Below are 17,693 nucleotides of genomic sequence, written 5' to 3'. Positions count from 1 at the left end.
AATTAATGTGTTTTACATTGATCGTACAAGCCTTTTTCTTTCAGTACAGAAATAAGTGTTTCACCCATTACAGAAGGTGTTTCAGCCACTTTGATTCCGCATTCGTTCATGACGCGGATTTTTTCATCAGCTGTCCCTTTGCCTCCGGAAATAATGGCGCCTGCATGTCCCATGCGCTTGCCTGCTGGCGCTGTACGGCCTCCAATGAAGCCTACTACAGGTTTTGTCATATTTTCCTTCACCCACTGTGCAGCTTCTTCTTCAGCTGTTCCGCCGATTTCGCCGATCATAATTACAGCGTAAGTCTCCGGATCTTCATTAAACGCTTTCAGAACATCGATAAAGTTAGTGCCGTTAACCGGGTCCCCGCCGATTCCTACCGCTGAGGATTGTCCCAGGCCTGCTTGTGTCAACTGATGGACAGCTTCATATGTCAAAGTGCCTGAACGGGAAACGACGCCGACATGGCCTTTTGTATGAATATATCCAGGCATGATGCCAATTTTACATTCATCAGGTGAAATAACGCCAGGACAGTTTGGTCCGATCAATCTTGTTTTCTTGCCTTCCATATAACGTTTAACTTTTACCATATCCAAGACAGGAATATGCTCTGTGATGCAAATAACCAAATCCAATTCTGCATCGACAGCTTCTAGAATGGCATCAGCTGCGAATGGAGCAGCTACATAAATAACTGAAGCGTTTGCACCAGTTTGTTTGACTGCCTCGCTGACTGTATTGAATACCGGGACGCCTTCCACTTCTTGCCCGCCTTTTCCGGGTGTAACGCCGCCGACGATTTTAGTGCCGTATTCAAGCATTTGTTGTGTGTGGAAACGTGCCGTTGATCCTGTAATCCCTTGTACAATGACCTTTGTGTCTTTATTAATTAAAACGCTCATATTTCTCCCCCCTGCCTATTAACCTACTAATGATACGATTTTTTGTGCGCCGTCAGCCATCGATTCAGCTGCTGTAATATTAATGCCTGAATTTTTAAGAATTTCTTTGCCTTCTTTTACGTTTGTTCCTTCCAAACGCACAACAAGCGGTACTGTTAATCCCAATTGCTTCGCTGCTTCTACTACGCCTTCCGCAATAATATCGCATTTCATAATGCCGCCGAAAATATTAACAAAAATGCCTTTAACATGCTCATCGGACAGGATGATTTTGAAGGCTTCAGTTACTTTTTCTGCAGTCGCGCTGCCGCCTACATCAAGGAAGTTGGCAGGATCCCCGCCGTAATGTTTGATGATATCCATTGTGGACATCGCAAGACCGGCTCCGTTGACCATACAGCCGATGTTTCCATCCAAAGAAATATAGCTTAAATCATATTTGGAAGCTTCAATTTCCTTTGGATCTTCTTCATCCAGGTCACGGTATTCAACGATATCTTTGTTGCGGTAGGTAGCATTATCATCGAAGTTTAATTTTGCATCAAGCGCCATTACCTTGCCATCGCCGGTAACGACCAATGGATTGATTTCAGCAATTGAACAATCTTTTTCGATAAAAGCTGTATATAAACTCAACATGAACTTGGCAGCCTGTCCAATCAGTTCATTCGGAATATTAATATTGAATGCTATTCTTCTAGCCTGGAAGCTAGTCAAGCCCACAATAGGATCGATCTCTTCTTTAAAGATTTTTTCCGGTGTTTTTTCCGCTACTTCTTCAATTTCTGTGCCGCCTTCTTCAGATGCCATCAGCACCACTCGAGAAGTTTGGCGATCCAGTACTAGGCCAACATAGTATTCTTTTTTAATGTCGCATCCTTCTTCAATCAGCAAGCGCTTAACTTCTTTTCCTTCAGGGCCTGTTTGATGAGTTACGAGTGTCTTCCCAAGAATCTCGTCCGCGTATGTACGTACTTCATCAAGATTTTTTGCTACTTTTACTCCGCCTGCTTTACCGCGTCCGCCTGCATGGATTTGAGCTTTAACAACACATACTTGTGTCCCAAGCTCTTTCGCAGCTTCAACCGCTTCTTCCACAGAAAATGCTACCTTGCCATTCGGTACGGCAACCCCGTATTTTCTGAGGACCTCTTTACCTTGATACTCGTGGATATTCATATCCCATCCTCCTATCAGCGTTCGTTCCCAGTATAAAACATGCAATTTCCAATGATTATTTCCAACAAAATGTTACAAAATAAACTAGATTGCGCTTTCATTGTATAAAATGTCAAAATACTTGTCTAGCAATTACTCTCAAAAATAGATAAAATATGTTTTTAGTATAAAAATAGGAAAATAAATTTTTCTAGTAAACAGCTGTACTATAACGCCAAGAAAAAAATGACAGTTCCCTTTTATTTTGCTTTAATAAAGTAAAATAAAAGAGAACTGGTGTTTTTGATTATCCTCCGATTTTTAATTGAACCATTCAGATTCTTACTGTCGTTTGGTCATCACTAATGCGCTGAAACAGAAGGCTTAGTGCCGTTTAGAAGGGACTAAAGAAAAAGAACAACCCGGCCCTATTTTTTCTAACAATCCCAAATCTTCATCAAGAATATGCCCTACTACATTCACCTTTGGGTCAGCCGGCAAATCTTTTTTGGCAAGCTGCAGTTCACCGCTGTATCTGCCATAATGATCATTATCGAGCGTAATGCTCCCCCTCTGTCTTACAACAGTGTTTTCCCTTATTATTTGTTGCCCCGGCATCGCGTACATTCTTGATGTTTCAGACCGGACTACATCCCTTGAAGGGTCCATTCTGCTTTTATGCACTTGCAGAATCATTTTTTTGCTGGCGGCATCCTGTGTCAAAATGCTACAACGCAATGGAATGGAGCCTTCTCTTTTTCCTTTGAACTGCTGCAGGCTGCTTTCGAAGAGTCCTCTGTCGCCGATTACTATTTTATCAACATAGCAATCCATTAAATCAAGATACGCATAAAAAGAAGAGGCATCCCGATGTTCCTCCAGTGTCGGCAGCCGTTTATAAAGCGGTCCCCTTAATACATCTCCGGGAATGAAAGCCATCACCGTCAATCCTGCCGACTTTAGCCATTTATTTTTCTCAATAAAATAATCACGGTCTAACCCAGTCTCAGGGCGCGGATAAAAATTATGCCATGCTTCTATGTGTTCCTTATTCAATCCCATCCACTTTAAGCGTTGTAAAAAAACAGGGTCCAGTGTACTGGCATTTAAAGCAACTTTCATTTTTTTCGAAAGTTCCACAATGATTTCCGATTTAAGTCCATAGTCGATCCTAACCCCTGTCAATCCCCACTCTGCTAGGGATTGTATATCACCCAAATCGATTCCCAGCGCTTTTAAAGATGCAGGGGATAAGTCCGCCATCAGCTCCATGTCCAATTTCCTTGTTTGCACCGCCAGTTCCTTCAAAAGCCCACTATATAAGGAGTGGTCATCTTCCGGGATATGAAGGGAGGTAAAAACGGAAGTGAAGCCTGCTTCTTTCATCTCTTTCAGATACTGCCATTGATCTTCCAGGCTTTGCTGGCCTATATACACAGATATACCTAACACGATTATCCCTTCTTTCTCTATTATTCATTTTCCGGTTAAAATAAAGAACAAGGAGAAAAGAATCCTCCTTGCCGCTTTTTTGATTATTCCATATTTTCCACCATTTCCTCTTTGAAGCCGAACAGATAGGTAAAGACAAATCCTGCTGCATAAGAAATAACAAGGCCGAGGAAATAGTATACATATTTATTTTCAGCAATCAGCGGAATCAGCGATAAGCCTGAAACCCCTATACCGGTTGCTGCCGTATGCATAATTGCCTGGAAAGCGCCTCCAAATGCCGCGCCAAGGCAGGCAGTCAGGAATGGCCTTCCGAGCGGAAGCGTGACACCGTATAAAAGCGGTTCGCCGATTCCAAGGAATCCAACTGGAAGGGCTCCCTTGATGATATTTCGCACTTTTTTATTTTTTGTTTTTGCAAAGACCGCAAGCGCTGCACCCACTTGCCCCGCCCCGGCCATGGCCAGGATCGGCAAAATCGGAGTCACACCGGTTGAGGAGATGAATTCCATATGGATTGGCGTCAAGCCTTGGTGCAAACCGACCATTACTAATGGAAGGAAGGTACCTGCCAAAATAGCCCCGGCAAATGCGCCGCCGACATCCAGAATCCAATTGATCGCCCAAATAATGCCGTCTGATAACCAACCGCCCAAAGGCTGAATGACGATGAGCGTAACAAATCCTACAAACAACACCGAAATTAAAGGAGTAAAAATAATATCAACTGCATTCGGTATTACTTTCCTTACATTTTTTTCAGTAAATGCCATCAGCCAAGCTGCCATAATGACAGCAAACAGACCGCCGCGGCCAACGACTAACGCGTCTCCGAACAGATGGATATTGGCAAGTGCAGGGTTGAAAACAAATATGCCTGCAATCGCTCCCAATGCCGGCGTGCCGCCAAACTCTTTAGCTGTATTCCAGCCAACAAGCACCCCAAGATAGGCGAATATCCCTCCGCCGATGAACAGCAGGATTTGGAGGATCGTTCCTTCTCTATCCGCCCCGGCATTCACGGCAAAATTGGAAATCCCGTTTATAATACCGGATGCCACTAAAGCCGGAATCAGCGGGATGAATATATTCCCGATCTTCCGCAATAGATTTTTGAACGGTGTACTATTTTTCGCCTTAATCTGCGCTTTTGTATCCCGGGCAACCGTATCGCTGTCAGCTGCCACTTCCCCGGCCTTCAAGCCAGTCATCAGGCTCATTTCGCCGGCTACTTTTGTCACAAATCCTGGTCCGACAATAATTTGTAAGGTTTCATCATCAATCACACCCATCACGCCGTCGAGCTTTTTGATTTCCGGCAGATTCGCCTTGCTGCTGTCACGCAATGATAGCCGCAGACGGGTCATACAATGATTGATTTGACGTATATTCTCTTTGCCGCCAACTTGATCCAAAATGTCTCCCGCAAGTTTCTGCTCCCTTTTCATCATGCTTCCCCCTTAAGTATGACTTTTTCTTATTCTATAATGTCTGTCTGATAAAACCCTTTGCACGGTCCAACTTTTCGGCTGCTTCTTCAAGCGTACAATCCGTCAGCAGCATCACGATCGCTGTTTTAACATTCCCCTCGGCGGATTGATAGTATTTTTTTGCTTGCTCGTATGGCACCTCCGTCGCTTCCATGATGATGCGGATGGACCGCTCCACCAATTTGGCATTGGTTGGCTGGACATCAACCATCAGGTTTTTATAAACCTTTCCGATGCCAATCATACTGGCTGTGGAAATCATATTGAGCACCAGCTTCTGTGCGGTTCCTGCCTTAAGGCGCGTCGAACCAGTGAGGATTTCAGAACCTGTTTCAATTTCAACCGCAAATTGGCTGTATGCACTGATTGCCGCATTGGCATTGCAAGCGATACTGCCTGTGGAAGCGCCTATTGTACGGGCATACTTTAGTCCGCCTATTACATAAGGAGTCCGGCCGCTTGCGGCAATTCCAATTACCATGTCTTTTTCAGTCAGCTTCAATTCCTTAAGCTCCTTTACGGCAAGCTCTTCAGAATCCTCCGCTCCCTCTATGGCTGCCAAAAAGGCTTTCTCCCCGCCTGCAATCAACCCCACTACCATTCGAGGGTCCGTGCCGAATGTCGGTGGGCATTCAGCCGCGTCCAAAACACCGAGCCGGCCGCTTGTGCCCGCTCCGAGATAGATCAATCTCCCTCCTTTGTTGAAAGATTCTATTGTAAGCTGGACGATAGCTTCAATATTCCCTAATTGGCTTTCGATGGCTAACGGCACCGAGCGGTCTTCCTCATTCATGATGGCCAGAATTTCACGTATGGTCATTGTATCAAGATCCATGGTGCGTTGATTTCTATTTTCTGTGGTTAATCTTTCTAACATATTATCCCTTCTTTTCTTGGTTGCTTTGATTGCGCTTTCATTATAATCCTCCAGAAATTTAAAATCAATAAATTATTATTATTTATTGAAATTAAATTTCATCAAGCGGAAACAAAAAAACATATTTATAGTACGATATGCTTTCTTTGTTTGTTTTATTTCCGCTGCTCTATGATTTTTTCGCGCGACTGGTTCAATAAATCCACTATTTTCTGGTCCATTAAGCGAAAAATGCTTAAATAAAGGGTATCGATGATATTCAAATGCGTCATTCTTGAAGCGATGGTTCCTATTCTATGTTCTTCCTCGACATGCGGAGTGCATAAGGCTATGTCCGACAATGCCAAAAGTGGCGATTTTTGCAGTGTGGTGATCGCTATTACAGTTACTTTGCGGCTTTTGGCATAATGGGCTAGCTCCACTACTTCTTTTGTCTTCCCCGAAGTGCTAATCAAAACAAGGACATCGGACTCTTTCATCATCGTGACAGCGGCGACCATATAGTGAAAATCCGCCGATGCTTGGGCATGGAATCCTAATTTCATGAGTTTGTACTGTGCATCGACTGCAGGCGCATATGACCCTCCTACGCCAAAAAAAGCAATTGTATTGGCTTTCAACATTTTTGCGACCGCCTCATCCAACTCTTTCCGATCCAGCGTATGTAATGTTTGTTCAATGGCCGATTTATTGAAATAGGTGACTTTATGGAATAGGCTGCTGGACGTATCATTGCTGTGGATCAATGAAAAATCATTGATATTCCCATCCGACTGGTTTTGTTCCTTTGCCAGTTGGACTTTTAATAGCTTGAAACTGCGTATCCCTATGCTCTTGCAAAATCTGATGACGCTTGCCTCGCTGGCATCGGCCTGCTGCGCCAGTTCTTTGGTCGTCATCGTCGGTATATATTCTGGTTGATTAAGGACATAATCCGCCACTTTTTTTTCTGCTTCAGTCAATGAAGACCGTTTGTTTTTGATTTTGGACAATAATGATAAATCGCTCATGAATTCGCCTCCCATGCCTTATTTTAAAGTATGGGAATTCTTTTTGCCAGCCTCCTTGTCCAATCTATAGAGAAAGGCGAATACTTCGGCCACGGCTTCATAGAGCTGGGGAGGAATGGCTTCATTGATATTCAGCTTGCCGAGCAGCTCGGCAAGGCTGGCATCCTCCTGGATCGGTATGTGGTTCTCTTTGGCGCGTTCGAGGATGCTTTCTGCTATTTTTCCCTTCCCTTTTGCGACCAGTCGTGGCGATACATCCTTCTCACGGTCATATTTTAAGGCGATAGCCTCTTTACGCTTTTCTGTCATATTTTTATATCCACCCCGTTATAAGAACTTTTCTTTCCATAGAAAAGGTGGTTGGCCAGGGGCTTTTCTGCCGCCTTCGAGAGTGGTTTTTCAAAGGACAGCCCCGACAATTGGTATCCGACCGCTTCCAGATTCGTTTTAATCCTTTCCATGAACGGAGTCGACAAATCCTTCAACAGTCCTGCCTGCTCATTTTTGATGTCAATTTTTATCACTTTGTTTTGGACTGTCATATCAACGACTATTTCATCCACATGTTCAAGCTGCAGATAAAACAGCACCCGGCAAAAGGAAGCATCAATCTCTCCATTGTCCTTCTGCCTGCCGCTCCACTGCATGCTTAGCTCAGTCGAATAGCCTTGAAACGACAAAGGAATCTGGACAAAGTGGTGCAGAAGAGGGCCAGTTTGATAAGAAAGAAGCTGCTGGGCCGTTATTTTTTGGACTAATAGTTCTGCGTGTTCTTTGACGGCAGGATTTTGGGTTTCGGCCAGTACTTTCATCAACAAGGGCTTTAGCGTGAAAAGATTCTGCTCCTTTAGTGCCTCCCCCTTTGCCGTATGGGCCAGATAATGCTCGAAGTCTAATCCCAGCAGTTTTATTGTTTGCTTTAATTCTTTGGCCAGCATCGTGCCCGCTGGCTGATTCAATTGCTGTTGTTCCTGATACAGCACCTTTTTGACCAATTGGCGATCCCATTGGTTATAAACCGTTTTTTCTTCATGCTCCAAACTTTGCGAGAGAATCTGGATAATTTGCTGTTTTGGAAACAGATAGTCTTTATCCATCCCCCCGCCTTCGGATAAAAGCTGCAGGCTTTGTTTGGTTGAGGCGATGCCTGTAGCTGCCGATTGTATATATTGCAAAAGAAACTTAGCTGTAGAATAGACTGCCTTCAGTAGATTCCCTGCTTCTCTTCCTTTTTTAGAGCTCATATCAGAATGGGAAGCTGCGCTTGCCATTTGGCTTCTCGCCTTGTTCCCTGCCAAGCGTACCCTGGTTCCGCGGTCGGCAGTCAAATCAGATGATGCCCATTCCTGTTGTACGGCTTTCCACAATTTTTGTTCCGCGCTTCCTGGTTGGCTTTCCATCAAACTTCGGGAGATCAATGGTTTCAATTGCTCGATCGCTTCGCCCTGAGTATTGCTTTGATTTGGCTTCATTTGCGCAAGCAGCGTTATCGCTTCCTGGACAGCCGGATTGCGTATGAAAGCAGACTGCTTTCCCATTAACTGCAGGCTATTGTACACCACTTCTTCCTGCGGGAGATTTTCGGGAAAGAAGCCGATGTTTTGCAAAATCCTGAATAAGCGGTCGCTTAATTCGCCTTTCGATGCGAGCCAAGTTGATACAAGCTTTTGCAATCCTTGTTCTGCAACCTTTTCCTCAGGAGACTCCAACATATGCGATAGTAAAGCCTTTAAAGTTGCCTCCGAATCATTCTGAGGCGTCTCCAAAGCCTGAAGCGCAGATTGCAAGGTTTGCTGAAGCGGCTGATTATGATCAATCGATAAAACGGCCTTAAAAATAGATTCTGTAACCGGAAGGCTCATTGTATGCAACGTTTTCAGCACTTGCATTGCCTCTGCGGGCCGATCCGCTTCATTGGTCAATTGGAGTGCCACCATGAATTGCTCTTTCGCTACCGGTATTTGGTTACGGACAACAAATTGTGCAAGCGCGGCGTTTTCCTTTGTGGCAGGCAATGACAGATGCTGCAATAGCTGGGATGCCATATCTTTTATACTTTGCGGACTGCCTTCACTTTGCATGACCTTAAGTGCGGTCATATCCCCTGTTTGCTGAACCTGAAACCAATACTTGCGGCCGACTGCGATCGGTGCATCCAATTGGGCGGTTAACCGCATATTGCCAATCGTTATATCGGCAGTCTGGTTGCTATAGATTTTATTAACCTTTGCATACACCAGCTGCCCATCTTTTAAGGCTGGGACGGAAGAATTTGCCGGATGGTTCATGCCTCCTTGCGCAATGGCGGATGTTTGCATAAAATCACTCCTACTCATTCTGACAATAGCTTTTTAGATTGAGACCTTATTCTTCGGTTGAAAAAAGAGTATGAGCCACCTCTCTTACAGGGGCGAAACTTAAACGATGAAGTGGGGTCACCCCATAATGCCGTAAAGCTTCCAGATGTTCTTTTGTCCCATATCCCATATTCTTTTTGAAACCGTATTGCGGGTATTGCTCATCATATTCTTGCATAAGCCGGTCACGGGTTACTTTAGCAACAATAGATGCAGCCGATATCGATACGCTTTTACTATCGCCCTTTATGATGGATTCCTGCGGCAATTCCACCGGCAGCTTCATGGCATCAATCAAGAGATAATCCGGCGCTGTCTGCAATTGATTGATTGCTTGGAGCATAGCCTGTTTCGATGCTTCATAGATATTGATGGAATCAATCGTTTCACACGGCACGATTCCAATTCCAACAGCTATAGCAGCTTCAAGGATTCTTTCATAATAAATCTCTCTGTTTTTCTCGCTGATTTTTTTGGAATCATCCAATCCAAGCAAAACAAAATCCTCAGGCAAAATAACGGCTGCTGCCACGACAGGCCCTGCGAGCGGGCCGCGGCCAACTTCATCTATACCGGCAATCGCCTTGTACCCTTTGGTCCGTCCTTCTTGTTCATATGTAGTCATTGTCGCCCATTTATTCTGCAAATCTATTTGGTGCTGATACTTTTTCTCCCATTGCTCCACGGCTTTCTGGACCCCTTTGCGCGTGTCTTTCTTGCATTCCAACAAAAAAGGATGGTCCGGTTTGTCGATTTTCTGCAATTCTATTTTTATATGCTGTATACTTACAGGCTTCTCCATGTTTCTCCACTTCCTATTATGTGTTATATCGGCCTGGCCATAAAAAAATAAAGCTCCTTATGAAAAGGAGCTTATTGTTCATGTTCTTCTTCATCTGTAGGGGGCATTTCCAACGTGATCCTGCCCAATCTTACCGCTCTGAGTTCACGGATGATCAATTCCGCCGTTTTATCGTAATCAATCATGCCGCCGCCGGCAAGGACGCCTCGGTTTTTACCGATTACATCGAATAACTCGACAATATCCTCAGGGATTTCCTCCAGATTGAACCGTTCTTCCAATGTGCCCGGATATTCCTTTTCCAGGAAGCGCAATGCATAAATTGCCAAGTCCTGTTGATTCAGAAGAGTATCTTTGATCGCTCCGGTGACCGCCAAACGTTTTCCGATTTCTTGGTCTTCGAATTTAGGCCAGAGAATGCCGGGAGTATCAAGCAGTTCTAATTCTTTGCCGACTTTGATCCATTGTTGGGCTTTGGTCACCCCTGGCATATTTCCCGTCTTAGCGATATTCTTTTTGGCCAACCTATTGATGAATGTCGACTTGCCTACATTGGGAATGCCGACAATCATTGCCCGGATGGCTCTTGGCTTGACACCCTTTGCTTTTAAGCGCTCCAGTTTTTCTTTCAGGATTTCTTTTGACACAGCTGTGATTTGTGATAAACCGTTGCCTGCTTGCGAGTTGATTGCCAATGCTTTAATACCTTTTTCTTCAAAGTAAGCAAGCCAAAGGGCTGTTTTTTGCGGGTCTGCCATATCCGCTTTATTCAATAGAACCAATCGCGGTTTATGCTGGATTATTTCATCGATCATTGGATTTCTGGAGGACAGGGGCAGCCGCGCGTCCACCAATTCATATATAATATCAACCAATTTCAGTTTTTCGGTTACTTCTCTTCTAGCCTTGGCCATATGGCCTGGAAACCATTGAATTGCCACTGGTATCCACCTTTCTATTTAACGATTCTCATGTCTTTAACCGGCCAATAAACAACGCTTGTCTTGCCCACGACATCGTCCATGGAGACAAAGCCGATTTGCCTTGAGTCTTTGGAATTTCTGCGGTTGTCCCCCATCACAAATAGATGGTTCTCCGGCACTTTATCTTGCCCTGTTAATTCTGCAAGCGTAAAAGAGTTAGTCAGCGGGCCACCGACCACCTGCTGTTTATATTCATCCAGATAAGGCTCTTTATACGCTTTTCCATTCACATATAAAACATCATCTTTATACTCAATCGTGTCCCCGGGCAGGCCGATGACCCTCTTGATATAATCTTTCTTTTCAGGGGCATGGAAAACGACAATGTCGAACCGATCCGGGTTGCCGATTTTATAGCCGATTTTGTTTACAATCATTCGGTCTTTATCGTGTAAAGTAGGCGTCATGGAATAGCCGTCGACCACGATAGGAGCCAAAAGGAAAAAACGAATGATTGCCGCCACTGCGACTGCAATCAGCAGGGCCTTAATCCATTCCCAAGTTTCATTCTTCTTCTTTGCCAACCATCTCACCAGCCTGTAAAGAATATTTTCAGGTAGCTCCATGCTACGGAAGCTATCATTAGTATAAAGAGCACAGCGGACTAAAGTCAAACAGACGCCGCATATCCATAAGCTCCATGATATGTACATGCGAATCCCGTTGAAGATCTCATCTGCCATTCAACCGGATTCTTCAGCTATTCTTATTTAGTAAAAAAAGAGCTTGATAAATCAAGCCCTTTTTTCTTCTTGTTCATGTATTTCCATCTATAACAGCTACGCTGCCAGTTTTGGAAAATTAGCGAATTTCTTTAATACGAGCTGCTTTACCGCGAAGGTTACGCAAGTAGTAAAGTTTAGCACGACGTACTTTACCGCGACGTACTACTTCAAGGTTAGCGATTTTTGGTGTGTGTACAGGGAATGTACGCTCAACGCCTACACCGTAAGAAACTTTACGAACTGTGAAAGTTTCGCTAATTCCACCACCGCGACGCTTGATCACTACGCCTTCGAAAATCTGGATACGCTCACGAGTTCCTTCTACTACCTTAACGTGTACACGTACTGTGTCACCAGGGCGGAAAGATGGAAGATCTGTGCGTAGTTGTTCTTTAGTGATTTCGTGAATTAATTGTTGCATCTTTTTCAACTCCTCCTACGGATGCTCTTGCAAGCCATTTATCTTACAGCGGAACATCGGTTATCAGTGACAAGGAAATTACCTTTCCAAGCCACGAAATTTATATTATCATACATCTTTCCCTTATGCAAGAGCTCACTGATTCTTTTTCATTTCTTCCAGCCACTTTTTTTCTGCGGGCGTCAGTTCATATGAATCCAACAAATCGGGTCTTCTTGTCAAAGTTCTTCTTAAGCTTTCTTTTTTCCGCCACTCTTCAATTAACTTATGGTTGCCAGACATTAAAGCATCGGGCACCTTCATCCCGCGGAAATCATACGGACGGGTGTAATGGGGGTGCTCCAAAAGCCCTGAGGAATAGGAATCAAGCACCGGGGAGTCCTCATTCCCGAGCACTCCCGGCAGCAGGCGGACGACGCTGTCTATAACGACCATCGCTCCAAGTTCGCCGCCGGTCAACACATAGTCTCCGATGCTGATTTCATCCGTCACCACATGTTCCCGTATCCGTTCGTCATAGCCTTCATAATGGCCGCAGATAAAAATGAGATGGTCTTCCTTGGCAAGCTCTTCTGCTTTTTTCTGGTTGTAGCGTTCTCCCTGAGGGCAAAGCAGGATGACACGGGGCTTGCTTGCCTCGCTTTCAGAACGGATATGGTCCACTGCATCAAAGATTGGCTGTGCTTTCAGAACCATCCCCGCCCCCCCGCCATACGGGTAATCATCGACGGTATTGTGTTTATTGTCGGAAAAGTCCCTGAAGTTGACTACATTATAAGAAGCTGCTTCTTTTTCTTGGGCTTTTTTTAGGATGGACGAGCCAAAGACACCGCTAAACATTTCTGGAAAAAGAGTTAATACATCTATTCTCATGATAATAATCCTTCCATTGGTTCAATGGTGATCACTTTATCGGCGACATTGATGTCCTTTACTACTTCAGCAATATAAGGGATCAGTATTTCTTTTCCTCTTTTGCCTTTAACGACCCAAACATCGTTCGCTCCCGGAGTCAGGATTTCACTGATGGTTCCTATTTCCTCGCCCGCAGTTGTCACAACGCGGCAATCGATGATTTCGTGGAAATAGTATTCATCCTCATCTAATTCACCCAAGTATGATTCCGGCACTTTTAACATGCTCTCCTTGAATTGGACTACATGATCCATATTATAATAGCCCTCAAATGATAGCAGATCGAAATTCTTATGTTTTCGATGTGAGGTGATGATCAATTTCAGCGGTTTCGGCTGGCCTTCCTTAAACAAAAAGAGGGCATTTCCGACTTTATATCGTTCTTCCGCAAAATCAGTTTGAGAGATGACTCTCACTTCACCTTTTAATCCGTGTGTATTTACGATTTTTCCAACATTAAACCATTTTTCCACTTTTTACACCTCTACCTGATTTCTGTCACTTTTCCATCGGTTACGATGATGGCCTTCGCCCTTGTCAGCTCTTCCCAATCACTGCCCACTTCCACTTCGACTAATGCTTCGACTTCCCTTTCTTTCAGCTCGCTGCCGACAGGGAGAATATCCAGTTGCTCTACCTTATATTCAAGCAGTTTTATTTTCTCCATACGGTTGGAAATTTCTTTTTCAAAATGGATCTTCAAACTAACCGGTGGCACCTTTTTTGTCTTTTCGATTTTTTTCATTTCAAATTTGAGCTGATCGATTTCCTTTTGTAACTGTGCGTGCTGATTATGATATTTTTCAAGGAGCTGATTCTTGCTGTTCTCAGTTAGAACCTGATTAACAGTAATGCTTTGTAGAATCTTCATGAATGCCCTCCTGACTCCATTCCGTTTTTCCTTCAGTATGTATAAGATCCTCCATCCCGTCTCTTAGCGGGCTGCAGTGAAAAGAAAAATGTATAAATGCTTCTATTATTTTATCATACCAAAAAAGGAGGGGATTAGCCCTCCTATTCGGAAATCTCAAGATAGATTTTCTTTTGTTGCGCTGATCCTGCTGCATAGATGACAGTACGAATCGCTTTCGCAACACGTCCTTGCTTTCCGATCACTTTGCCCATATCGTCCTTATGGACAGACAATGTATAAGTGACCGAAGCTTCGTCTTCCTGTTCTCTGATCGAGATATCTTCCGGATGATCTACAAGTGACGTTACAATTGTTTTGATGAGTTCATTCACCATAAAAGGTTTCTTATTTGCCTAGTTTAGCATTGTGGAATTTTTCCATGATGCCTTCTTTAGACAAAAGGTTACGGACTGTATCAGATGGTTTAGCACCATTTGAAAGCCATTTAAGTGTAAGTTCTTCATTGATTTTTACTTCAGCAGGTTGAGTTACAGGATTGTAAGTACCAACCACTTCGATGTAGCGACCGTCACGTGGTGAACGAGAATCTGCTACTACGATACGATAGAAAGGAGATTTTTTTGCTCCCATACGTTTTAAACGAATTTTAACTGCCATTTTAAAAAGCACCTCTTCCGAATAGTTTCACACAAGATAATATATTATCAAAGATATTATTAGTTTGTAAAGGTTTTTTTCTTAACAGTGCCAAAAACCTTACATGAAAGGAAGTTTAAATCCTTTTTTCTTGCCTTTTTGCATATTGGTCATCTGTTTCATCATCTTTTTCATCTCATCGAACTGCTTCAACAAGCGGTTTACTTCTTGGATGGTTCGCCCGCTTCCTTTGGCAATCCGTTTACGACGGCTCGCATTGATGATTTCAGGATTTTCTTTCTCCTTAGCGGTCATCGAACGGATGATGGCTTCCACATGCCCAATTTGCTTCTCATCAATGGATACATTATTTAGGCCCTTCATTTTGTTGGCTCCAGGAAGCATTTTCAACAGATCATCAAGAGGCCCCATATTGCGGACCTGACCCAACTGCTCCAGGAAATCATCAAAAGTAAAGGACTGGGTCCGGATTTTCTTCTCCAGTTCTTTGGCTTTTTCTTCATCCACATTGGCCTGCGCTTTCTCGATCAGCGAGAGCATATCGCCCATGCCGAGGATTCGGGAAGCCATTCGCTCTGGATGGAACACTTCCAATGCATCCAGTTTCTCGCCCATACCGACAAATTTTATCGGAGTATTTGTTACAGAGCGGATAGATAAAGCTGCACCGCCTCGAGTATCACCGTCAAGCTTCGTCAAGACAACCCCGGTAAGCCCGAGTTGTTCATTGAAACTTTGTGATACATCAACAGCGCTTTGACCGGTCATACTGTCCACAACAAGGAAAATCTCATCAGGTTGAGCGACTTCCTTTACATCCTTCAGTTCTTTCATTAAGTCTTCATCGATGTGTAGACGGCCTGCCGTATCAATCAGCACATAATCATTATGCTGCTCTTTCGCTTTTTCGATGGCTTGTTTTGCAATTTCCACCGGGCTCACTTGATCGCCAAGCGAGAAGACCGGCATATCCAATTGCTTGCCAAGCGTTTCTAACTGTTTGATGGCTGCAGGACGGTAAATGTCCGCCGCCACCAGCAATGGTGAACGGTTATATTTTTTTCGAAGCAGATTAGCAAGCTTACCTGTAGTGGTTGTTTTACCGGCACCTTGCAGCCCTACCATCAAAATAACGGTTGGCGGCCGTTTGGCGACGGCAATCTTGCTTTGCTCTCCACCCATAAGGAGTGTCAGCTCTTCTTTAACAACCTTTACGACCTGTTGGCCCGGGGTTAAGCTTTTGAGAACTTCTTGTCCAACTGCTCGTTCACTGACGGATTTCACAAAATCTTTGACAACCTTAAAGTTAACATCGGCTTCCAAAAGAGCGAGCTTTACATCGCGCATCATCTCTTTTACATCCGCTTCGCTAACCTTCCCCTTGCCGCGGATTTTTTGCATCGTGCTCTGCAGTCGGTCGGCTAATCCTTCAAATGCCATGCATGCCGCCTCCTAATCCAATTTCTCAAGTTCGGTAATCGTATCAAGCATTTTCTTATGGTCTGACGAAGCAACCGCTTCTTTTAACTGTTGATTAAGAGTACTTCGCTTTTGAAATTTCTCAAATAATAAAAGCTTTGCTTCATAATCCTCAAGCATTGCTTCCGTTCTTTTTATATTATCATAAACTGCTTGCCGACTGACATCATATTCTTCGGCAATTTCACCTAAGGAGTAATCATCTAAGTAATAAAGCGCCATGTAGCTCTGCTGCTTTTCTGTCAATAACGACTGATAGAAATCATACAGATAATTCATCCGCGTCGTCTTCTCAAGCATATGTTGCTGCATACGTCGCTCCTCCTTATGTTAAGTAAAAATCCTTTACGACTTATAGTTTACATCCAAGCAAATAATATGTCAAGAAAATTTCTTTACAAACCAAAAAGCCGGTGCCAGTCCTATTTTTTCGTTAGAAAAAATAGGAGATATGCGGCAGAAATAAGACGGGCTGACCTGCTCCCTGTCAAGAAGACAGCGGAAATAACAAAACTACTTTTCGCTGTGCTCTGCAGTCCAGCAAAAAACAATTCATCGAAAAAAGGCCCTTCTTCAGAGAAGGACCTCTTCTAATTGGCTACTGTTCGTTTTCAACCATATCGGCAAACAGGCCGTATACATATTTTTCTGCATCGAATTCCTGGAGGTCGTCCATTTTTTCACCCAAGCCAACGAACTTAACCGGTATATTAAGTTCATTTTTAATGGCCAACACAATTCCGCCTTTGGCTGTTCCATCCAATTTGGTCAGCACGATGCCTGTCACATCGGTTGCTTCCTTGAACATTTTTGCCTGTACCAAGGCATTTTGCCCGGTAGTGGCGTCAAGAACAAGGATGACTTCATGAGGGGCTCCTGGAATTTCCCGCTCAATGACTTTCTTAACCTTTTCCAGCTCTTTCATGAGATTTACTTTATTTTGCAAGCGGCCGGCTGTGTCGCATAACAGAACATCGACTTTGCGCGAACGCGCTGCTTGGACTGCATCATACATAACCGCGGCCGGGTCGGAACCTTCTGCCTGCTTCACGACAGTAACTCCAGTACGTTCTCCCCATACCTCAAGCTGTTCAATCGCCCCTGCACGGAATGTATCGCCGGCAGCCAGCATAACATTTTTGCCTTGGCTTTTATATTTATGGGCCAATTTACCGATTGTGGTCGTTTTGCCGACGCCGTTTACGCCCACAAAAAGGATGACCGTTAAATCATGGTTCAAGTCGATGCTAGGATCCTGATCTTCGTTATTCCGGTAAATATCCACCAGTTTTTCGGAAATCACTGATTGGACCTCTTTCGGGTCTTGGATATTGCGACGTTTAACTTCCATTTTTAATTCATCGATCAACGTCATTACCGTATTGAAGCCTACATCGGCGGTGATGAGGATTTCTTCCAGTTCTTCGAAGAAATCCTCATCGACTTTCCGATAGCGGGCAAGAAGGCCATTAACCTTCTCCGAGAACGATGTCCGCGTTTTCGCCATGCCGTCCTTAAATTTATCGCTGCTTTGATCAGGAGCAGACGTGAATTTTTCCTTCAGTTTCTTAAAAAAGCTCATTTTTTC

The 17,693-nt window shown here is 44.0% G+C and carries 20 protein-coding genes; all 20 read right to left on the bottom strand.

The annotated features are described in order from the left end of the window. Nucleotides 1–2: 2 nt before the first annotated feature. The 20 genes from sucD to ftsY all read right to left on the bottom strand — a co-directional run bounded on the left by sucD (nucleotide 3) and on the right by ftsY (nucleotide 17,687). The gene (sucD, locus tag BN1765_RS08775; protein ID WP_050614764.1) at nucleotides 3–905 is read right to left on the bottom strand and encodes a succinate--CoA ligase subunit alpha; all 903 of its coding nucleotides are present in this window, start codon (nucleotides 903–905) and stop codon (nucleotides 3–5) included. Nucleotides 906–923: 18 nt separating this feature from the next. Continuing rightward, nucleotides 924–2,084 carry an ADP-forming succinate--CoA ligase subunit beta gene (sucC, locus tag BN1765_RS08770; protein WP_050614763.1) on the bottom strand — a complete coding sequence of 387 codons (1,161 nt, stop codon included), beginning with the start codon at nucleotides 2,082–2,084 and terminating at the stop codon, nucleotides 924–926. 363 nt (nucleotides 2,085–2,447) lie between these two features. Further along, nucleotides 2,448–3,515 carry a DUF871 domain-containing protein gene (locus BN1765_RS08765; RefSeq protein ID WP_050614762.1) on the bottom strand — a complete coding sequence of 356 codons (1,068 nt, stop codon included), beginning with the start codon at nucleotides 3,513–3,515 and terminating at the stop codon, nucleotides 2,448–2,450. A gap of 83 nt (nucleotides 3,516–3,598) precedes the next feature. After that, the gene (locus tag BN1765_RS08760; protein WP_050614761.1) at nucleotides 3,599–4,963 is read right to left on the bottom strand and encodes a PTS transporter subunit EIIC; all 1,365 of its coding nucleotides are present in this window, start codon (nucleotides 4,961–4,963) and stop codon (nucleotides 3,599–3,601) included. Nucleotides 4,964–4,997: 34 nt separating this feature from the next. Next, the gene (gene murQ, locus BN1765_RS08755; protein ID WP_261797570.1) at nucleotides 4,998–5,912 is read right to left on the bottom strand and encodes an N-acetylmuramic acid 6-phosphate etherase; all 915 of its coding nucleotides are present in this window, start codon (nucleotides 5,910–5,912) and stop codon (nucleotides 4,998–5,000) included. A 125-nt stretch (nucleotides 5,913–6,037) separates the two neighbouring features. Continuing rightward, nucleotides 6,038–6,892 (bottom strand): MurR/RpiR family transcriptional regulator, encoded by an 855-nt coding sequence (locus BN1765_RS08750; RefSeq protein ID WP_050614759.1) that lies wholly within the window; start codon nucleotides 6,890–6,892, stop codon nucleotides 6,038–6,040. 18 nt (nucleotides 6,893–6,910) lie between these two features. Further along, entirely contained in the window at nucleotides 6,911–7,201 is a 291-nt protein-coding gene (locus tag BN1765_RS08745) for an EscU/YscU/HrcU family type III secretion system export apparatus switch protein (protein WP_050614758.1), read from the bottom strand. Next, nucleotides 7,198–9,210 (bottom strand): hypothetical protein, encoded by a 2,013-nt coding sequence (locus BN1765_RS08740; RefSeq protein WP_050614757.1) that lies wholly within the window; start codon nucleotides 9,208–9,210, stop codon nucleotides 7,198–7,200. Before BN1765_RS08740 ends, BN1765_RS08745 begins: the two co-directional genes overlap by 4 nt. Nucleotides 9,211–9,256: 46 nt before the next feature. Beyond that, nucleotides 9,257–10,051, bottom strand: coding sequence for a ribonuclease HII (locus BN1765_RS08735; RefSeq protein WP_050614756.1), 795 nt, complete (start codon nucleotides 10,049–10,051; stop codon nucleotides 9,257–9,259). 71 nt (nucleotides 10,052–10,122) lie between these two features. Next, nucleotides 10,123–10,992, bottom strand: coding sequence for a ribosome biogenesis GTPase YlqF (gene ylqF / locus BN1765_RS08730; protein ID WP_050614755.1), 870 nt, complete (start codon nucleotides 10,990–10,992; stop codon nucleotides 10,123–10,125). 14 nt (nucleotides 10,993–11,006) lie between these two features. Further along, nucleotides 11,007–11,558, bottom strand: coding sequence for a signal peptidase I (gene lepB, locus BN1765_RS08725; protein WP_050616721.1), 552 nt, complete (start codon nucleotides 11,556–11,558; stop codon nucleotides 11,007–11,009). Between the two features lie 277 nt (nucleotides 11,559–11,835). Next, complete coding sequence (gene rplS / locus BN1765_RS08720; RefSeq protein WP_050614754.1) at nucleotides 11,836–12,180, bottom strand: 50S ribosomal protein L19; 345 nt, start codon at nucleotides 12,178–12,180, stop codon at nucleotides 11,836–11,838. A 135-nt stretch (nucleotides 12,181–12,315) separates the two neighbouring features. After that, entirely contained in the window at nucleotides 12,316–13,053 is a 738-nt protein-coding gene (gene trmD / locus BN1765_RS08715) for a tRNA (guanosine(37)-N1)-methyltransferase TrmD (protein ID WP_050614753.1), read from the bottom strand. Next, entirely contained in the window at nucleotides 13,050–13,568 is a 519-nt protein-coding gene (gene rimM / locus BN1765_RS08710) for a ribosome maturation factor RimM (protein ID WP_050614752.1), read from the bottom strand. Before rimM ends, trmD begins: the two co-directional genes overlap by 4 nt. Before the next feature lie 11 nt (nucleotides 13,569–13,579). Further along, complete coding sequence (locus BN1765_RS08705; RefSeq protein ID WP_050614751.1) at nucleotides 13,580–13,966, bottom strand: YlqD family protein; 387 nt, start codon at nucleotides 13,964–13,966, stop codon at nucleotides 13,580–13,582. Nucleotides 13,967–14,109: 143 nt separating this feature from the next. Then, a complete protein-coding gene (locus BN1765_RS08700) occupies nucleotides 14,110–14,340 on the bottom strand; it encodes a KH domain-containing protein (protein WP_050616720.1) in 231 nt (76 codons plus the stop codon). A 13-nt stretch (nucleotides 14,341–14,353) separates the two neighbouring features. Further along, entirely contained in the window at nucleotides 14,354–14,626 is a 273-nt protein-coding gene (gene rpsP, locus BN1765_RS08695) for a 30S ribosomal protein S16 (protein ID WP_050614750.1), read from the bottom strand. Between the two features lie 99 nt (nucleotides 14,627–14,725). Continuing rightward, nucleotides 14,726–16,066, bottom strand: coding sequence for a signal recognition particle protein (gene ffh, locus BN1765_RS08690; RefSeq protein WP_050614749.1), 1,341 nt, complete (start codon nucleotides 16,064–16,066; stop codon nucleotides 14,726–14,728). Nucleotides 16,067–16,078: 12 nt separating this feature from the next. Beyond that, a complete protein-coding gene (locus tag BN1765_RS08685) occupies nucleotides 16,079–16,405 on the bottom strand; it encodes a putative DNA-binding protein (protein WP_050616719.1) in 327 nt (108 codons plus the stop codon). 298 nt (nucleotides 16,406–16,703) lie between these two features. After that, a complete protein-coding gene (ftsY, locus tag BN1765_RS08680; RefSeq protein WP_050614748.1) occupies nucleotides 16,704–17,687 on the bottom strand; it encodes a signal recognition particle-docking protein FtsY in 984 nt (327 codons plus the stop codon). Nucleotides 17,688–17,693 lie beyond the last annotated feature (6 nt).

Origin of the sequence: Bacillus testis, assembly GCF_001243895.1 — a bacterium.
In the GTDB taxonomy this organism is placed as follows: Bacteria; Bacillota; Bacilli; order Bacillales; family DSM-1321; genus Bacillus_AD; species Bacillus_AD testis.
Note: the sequence above shows the minus strand (reverse complement) of the source record. Positions and strands in the feature narration are given on the sequence as shown.

Coding starts and splice junctions, on each gene's coding strand:
- BN1765_RS08745 (WP_050614758.1), bottom strand. CDS start 7,201: ATGACAGAAAAGCGTAAAGAGGCTATCGCCTTAAAATATGACCGTGAG.
- BN1765_RS08705 (WP_050614751.1), bottom strand. CDS start 13,966: ATGAAGATTCTACAAAGCATTACTGTTAATCAGGTTCTAACTGAGAAC.
- BN1765_RS08750 (WP_050614759.1), bottom strand. CDS start 6,892: ATGAGCGATTTATCATTATTGTCCAAAATCAAAAACAAACGGTCTTCA.
- ffh (WP_050614749.1), bottom strand. CDS start 16,066: ATGGCATTTGAAGGATTAGCCGACCGACTGCAGAGCACGATGCAAAAA.
- BN1765_RS08740 (WP_050614757.1), bottom strand. CDS start 9,210: ATGCAAACATCCGCCATTGCGCAAGGAGGCATGAACCATCCGGCAAAT.
- ftsY (WP_050614748.1), bottom strand. CDS start 17,687: ATGAGCTTTTTTAAGAAACTGAAGGAAAAATTCACGTCTGCTCCTGAT.
- BN1765_RS08760 (WP_050614761.1), bottom strand. CDS start 4,963: ATGAAAAGGGAGCAGAAACTTGCGGGAGACATTTTGGATCAAGTTGGC.
- rplS (WP_050614754.1), bottom strand. CDS start 12,180: ATGCAACAATTAATTCACGAAATCACTAAAGAACAACTACGCACAGAT.
- trmD (WP_050614753.1), bottom strand. CDS start 13,053: ATGAGAATAGATGTATTAACTCTTTTTCCAGAAATGTTTAGCGGTGTC.
- rpsP (WP_050614750.1), bottom strand. CDS start 14,626: ATGGCAGTTAAAATTCGTTTAAAACGTATGGGAGCAAAAAAATCTCCT.
- BN1765_RS08685 (WP_050616719.1), bottom strand. CDS start 16,405: ATGCTTGAGAAGACGACGCGGATGAATTATCTGTATGATTTCTATCAG.
- BN1765_RS08735 (WP_050614756.1), bottom strand. CDS start 10,051: ATGGAGAAGCCTGTAAGTATACAGCATATAAAAATAGAATTGCAGAAA.
- sucD (WP_050614764.1), bottom strand. CDS start 905: ATGAGCGTTTTAATTAATAAAGACACAAAGGTCATTGTACAAGGGATT.
- sucC (WP_050614763.1), bottom strand. CDS start 2,084: ATGAATATCCACGAGTATCAAGGTAAAGAGGTCCTCAGAAAATACGGG.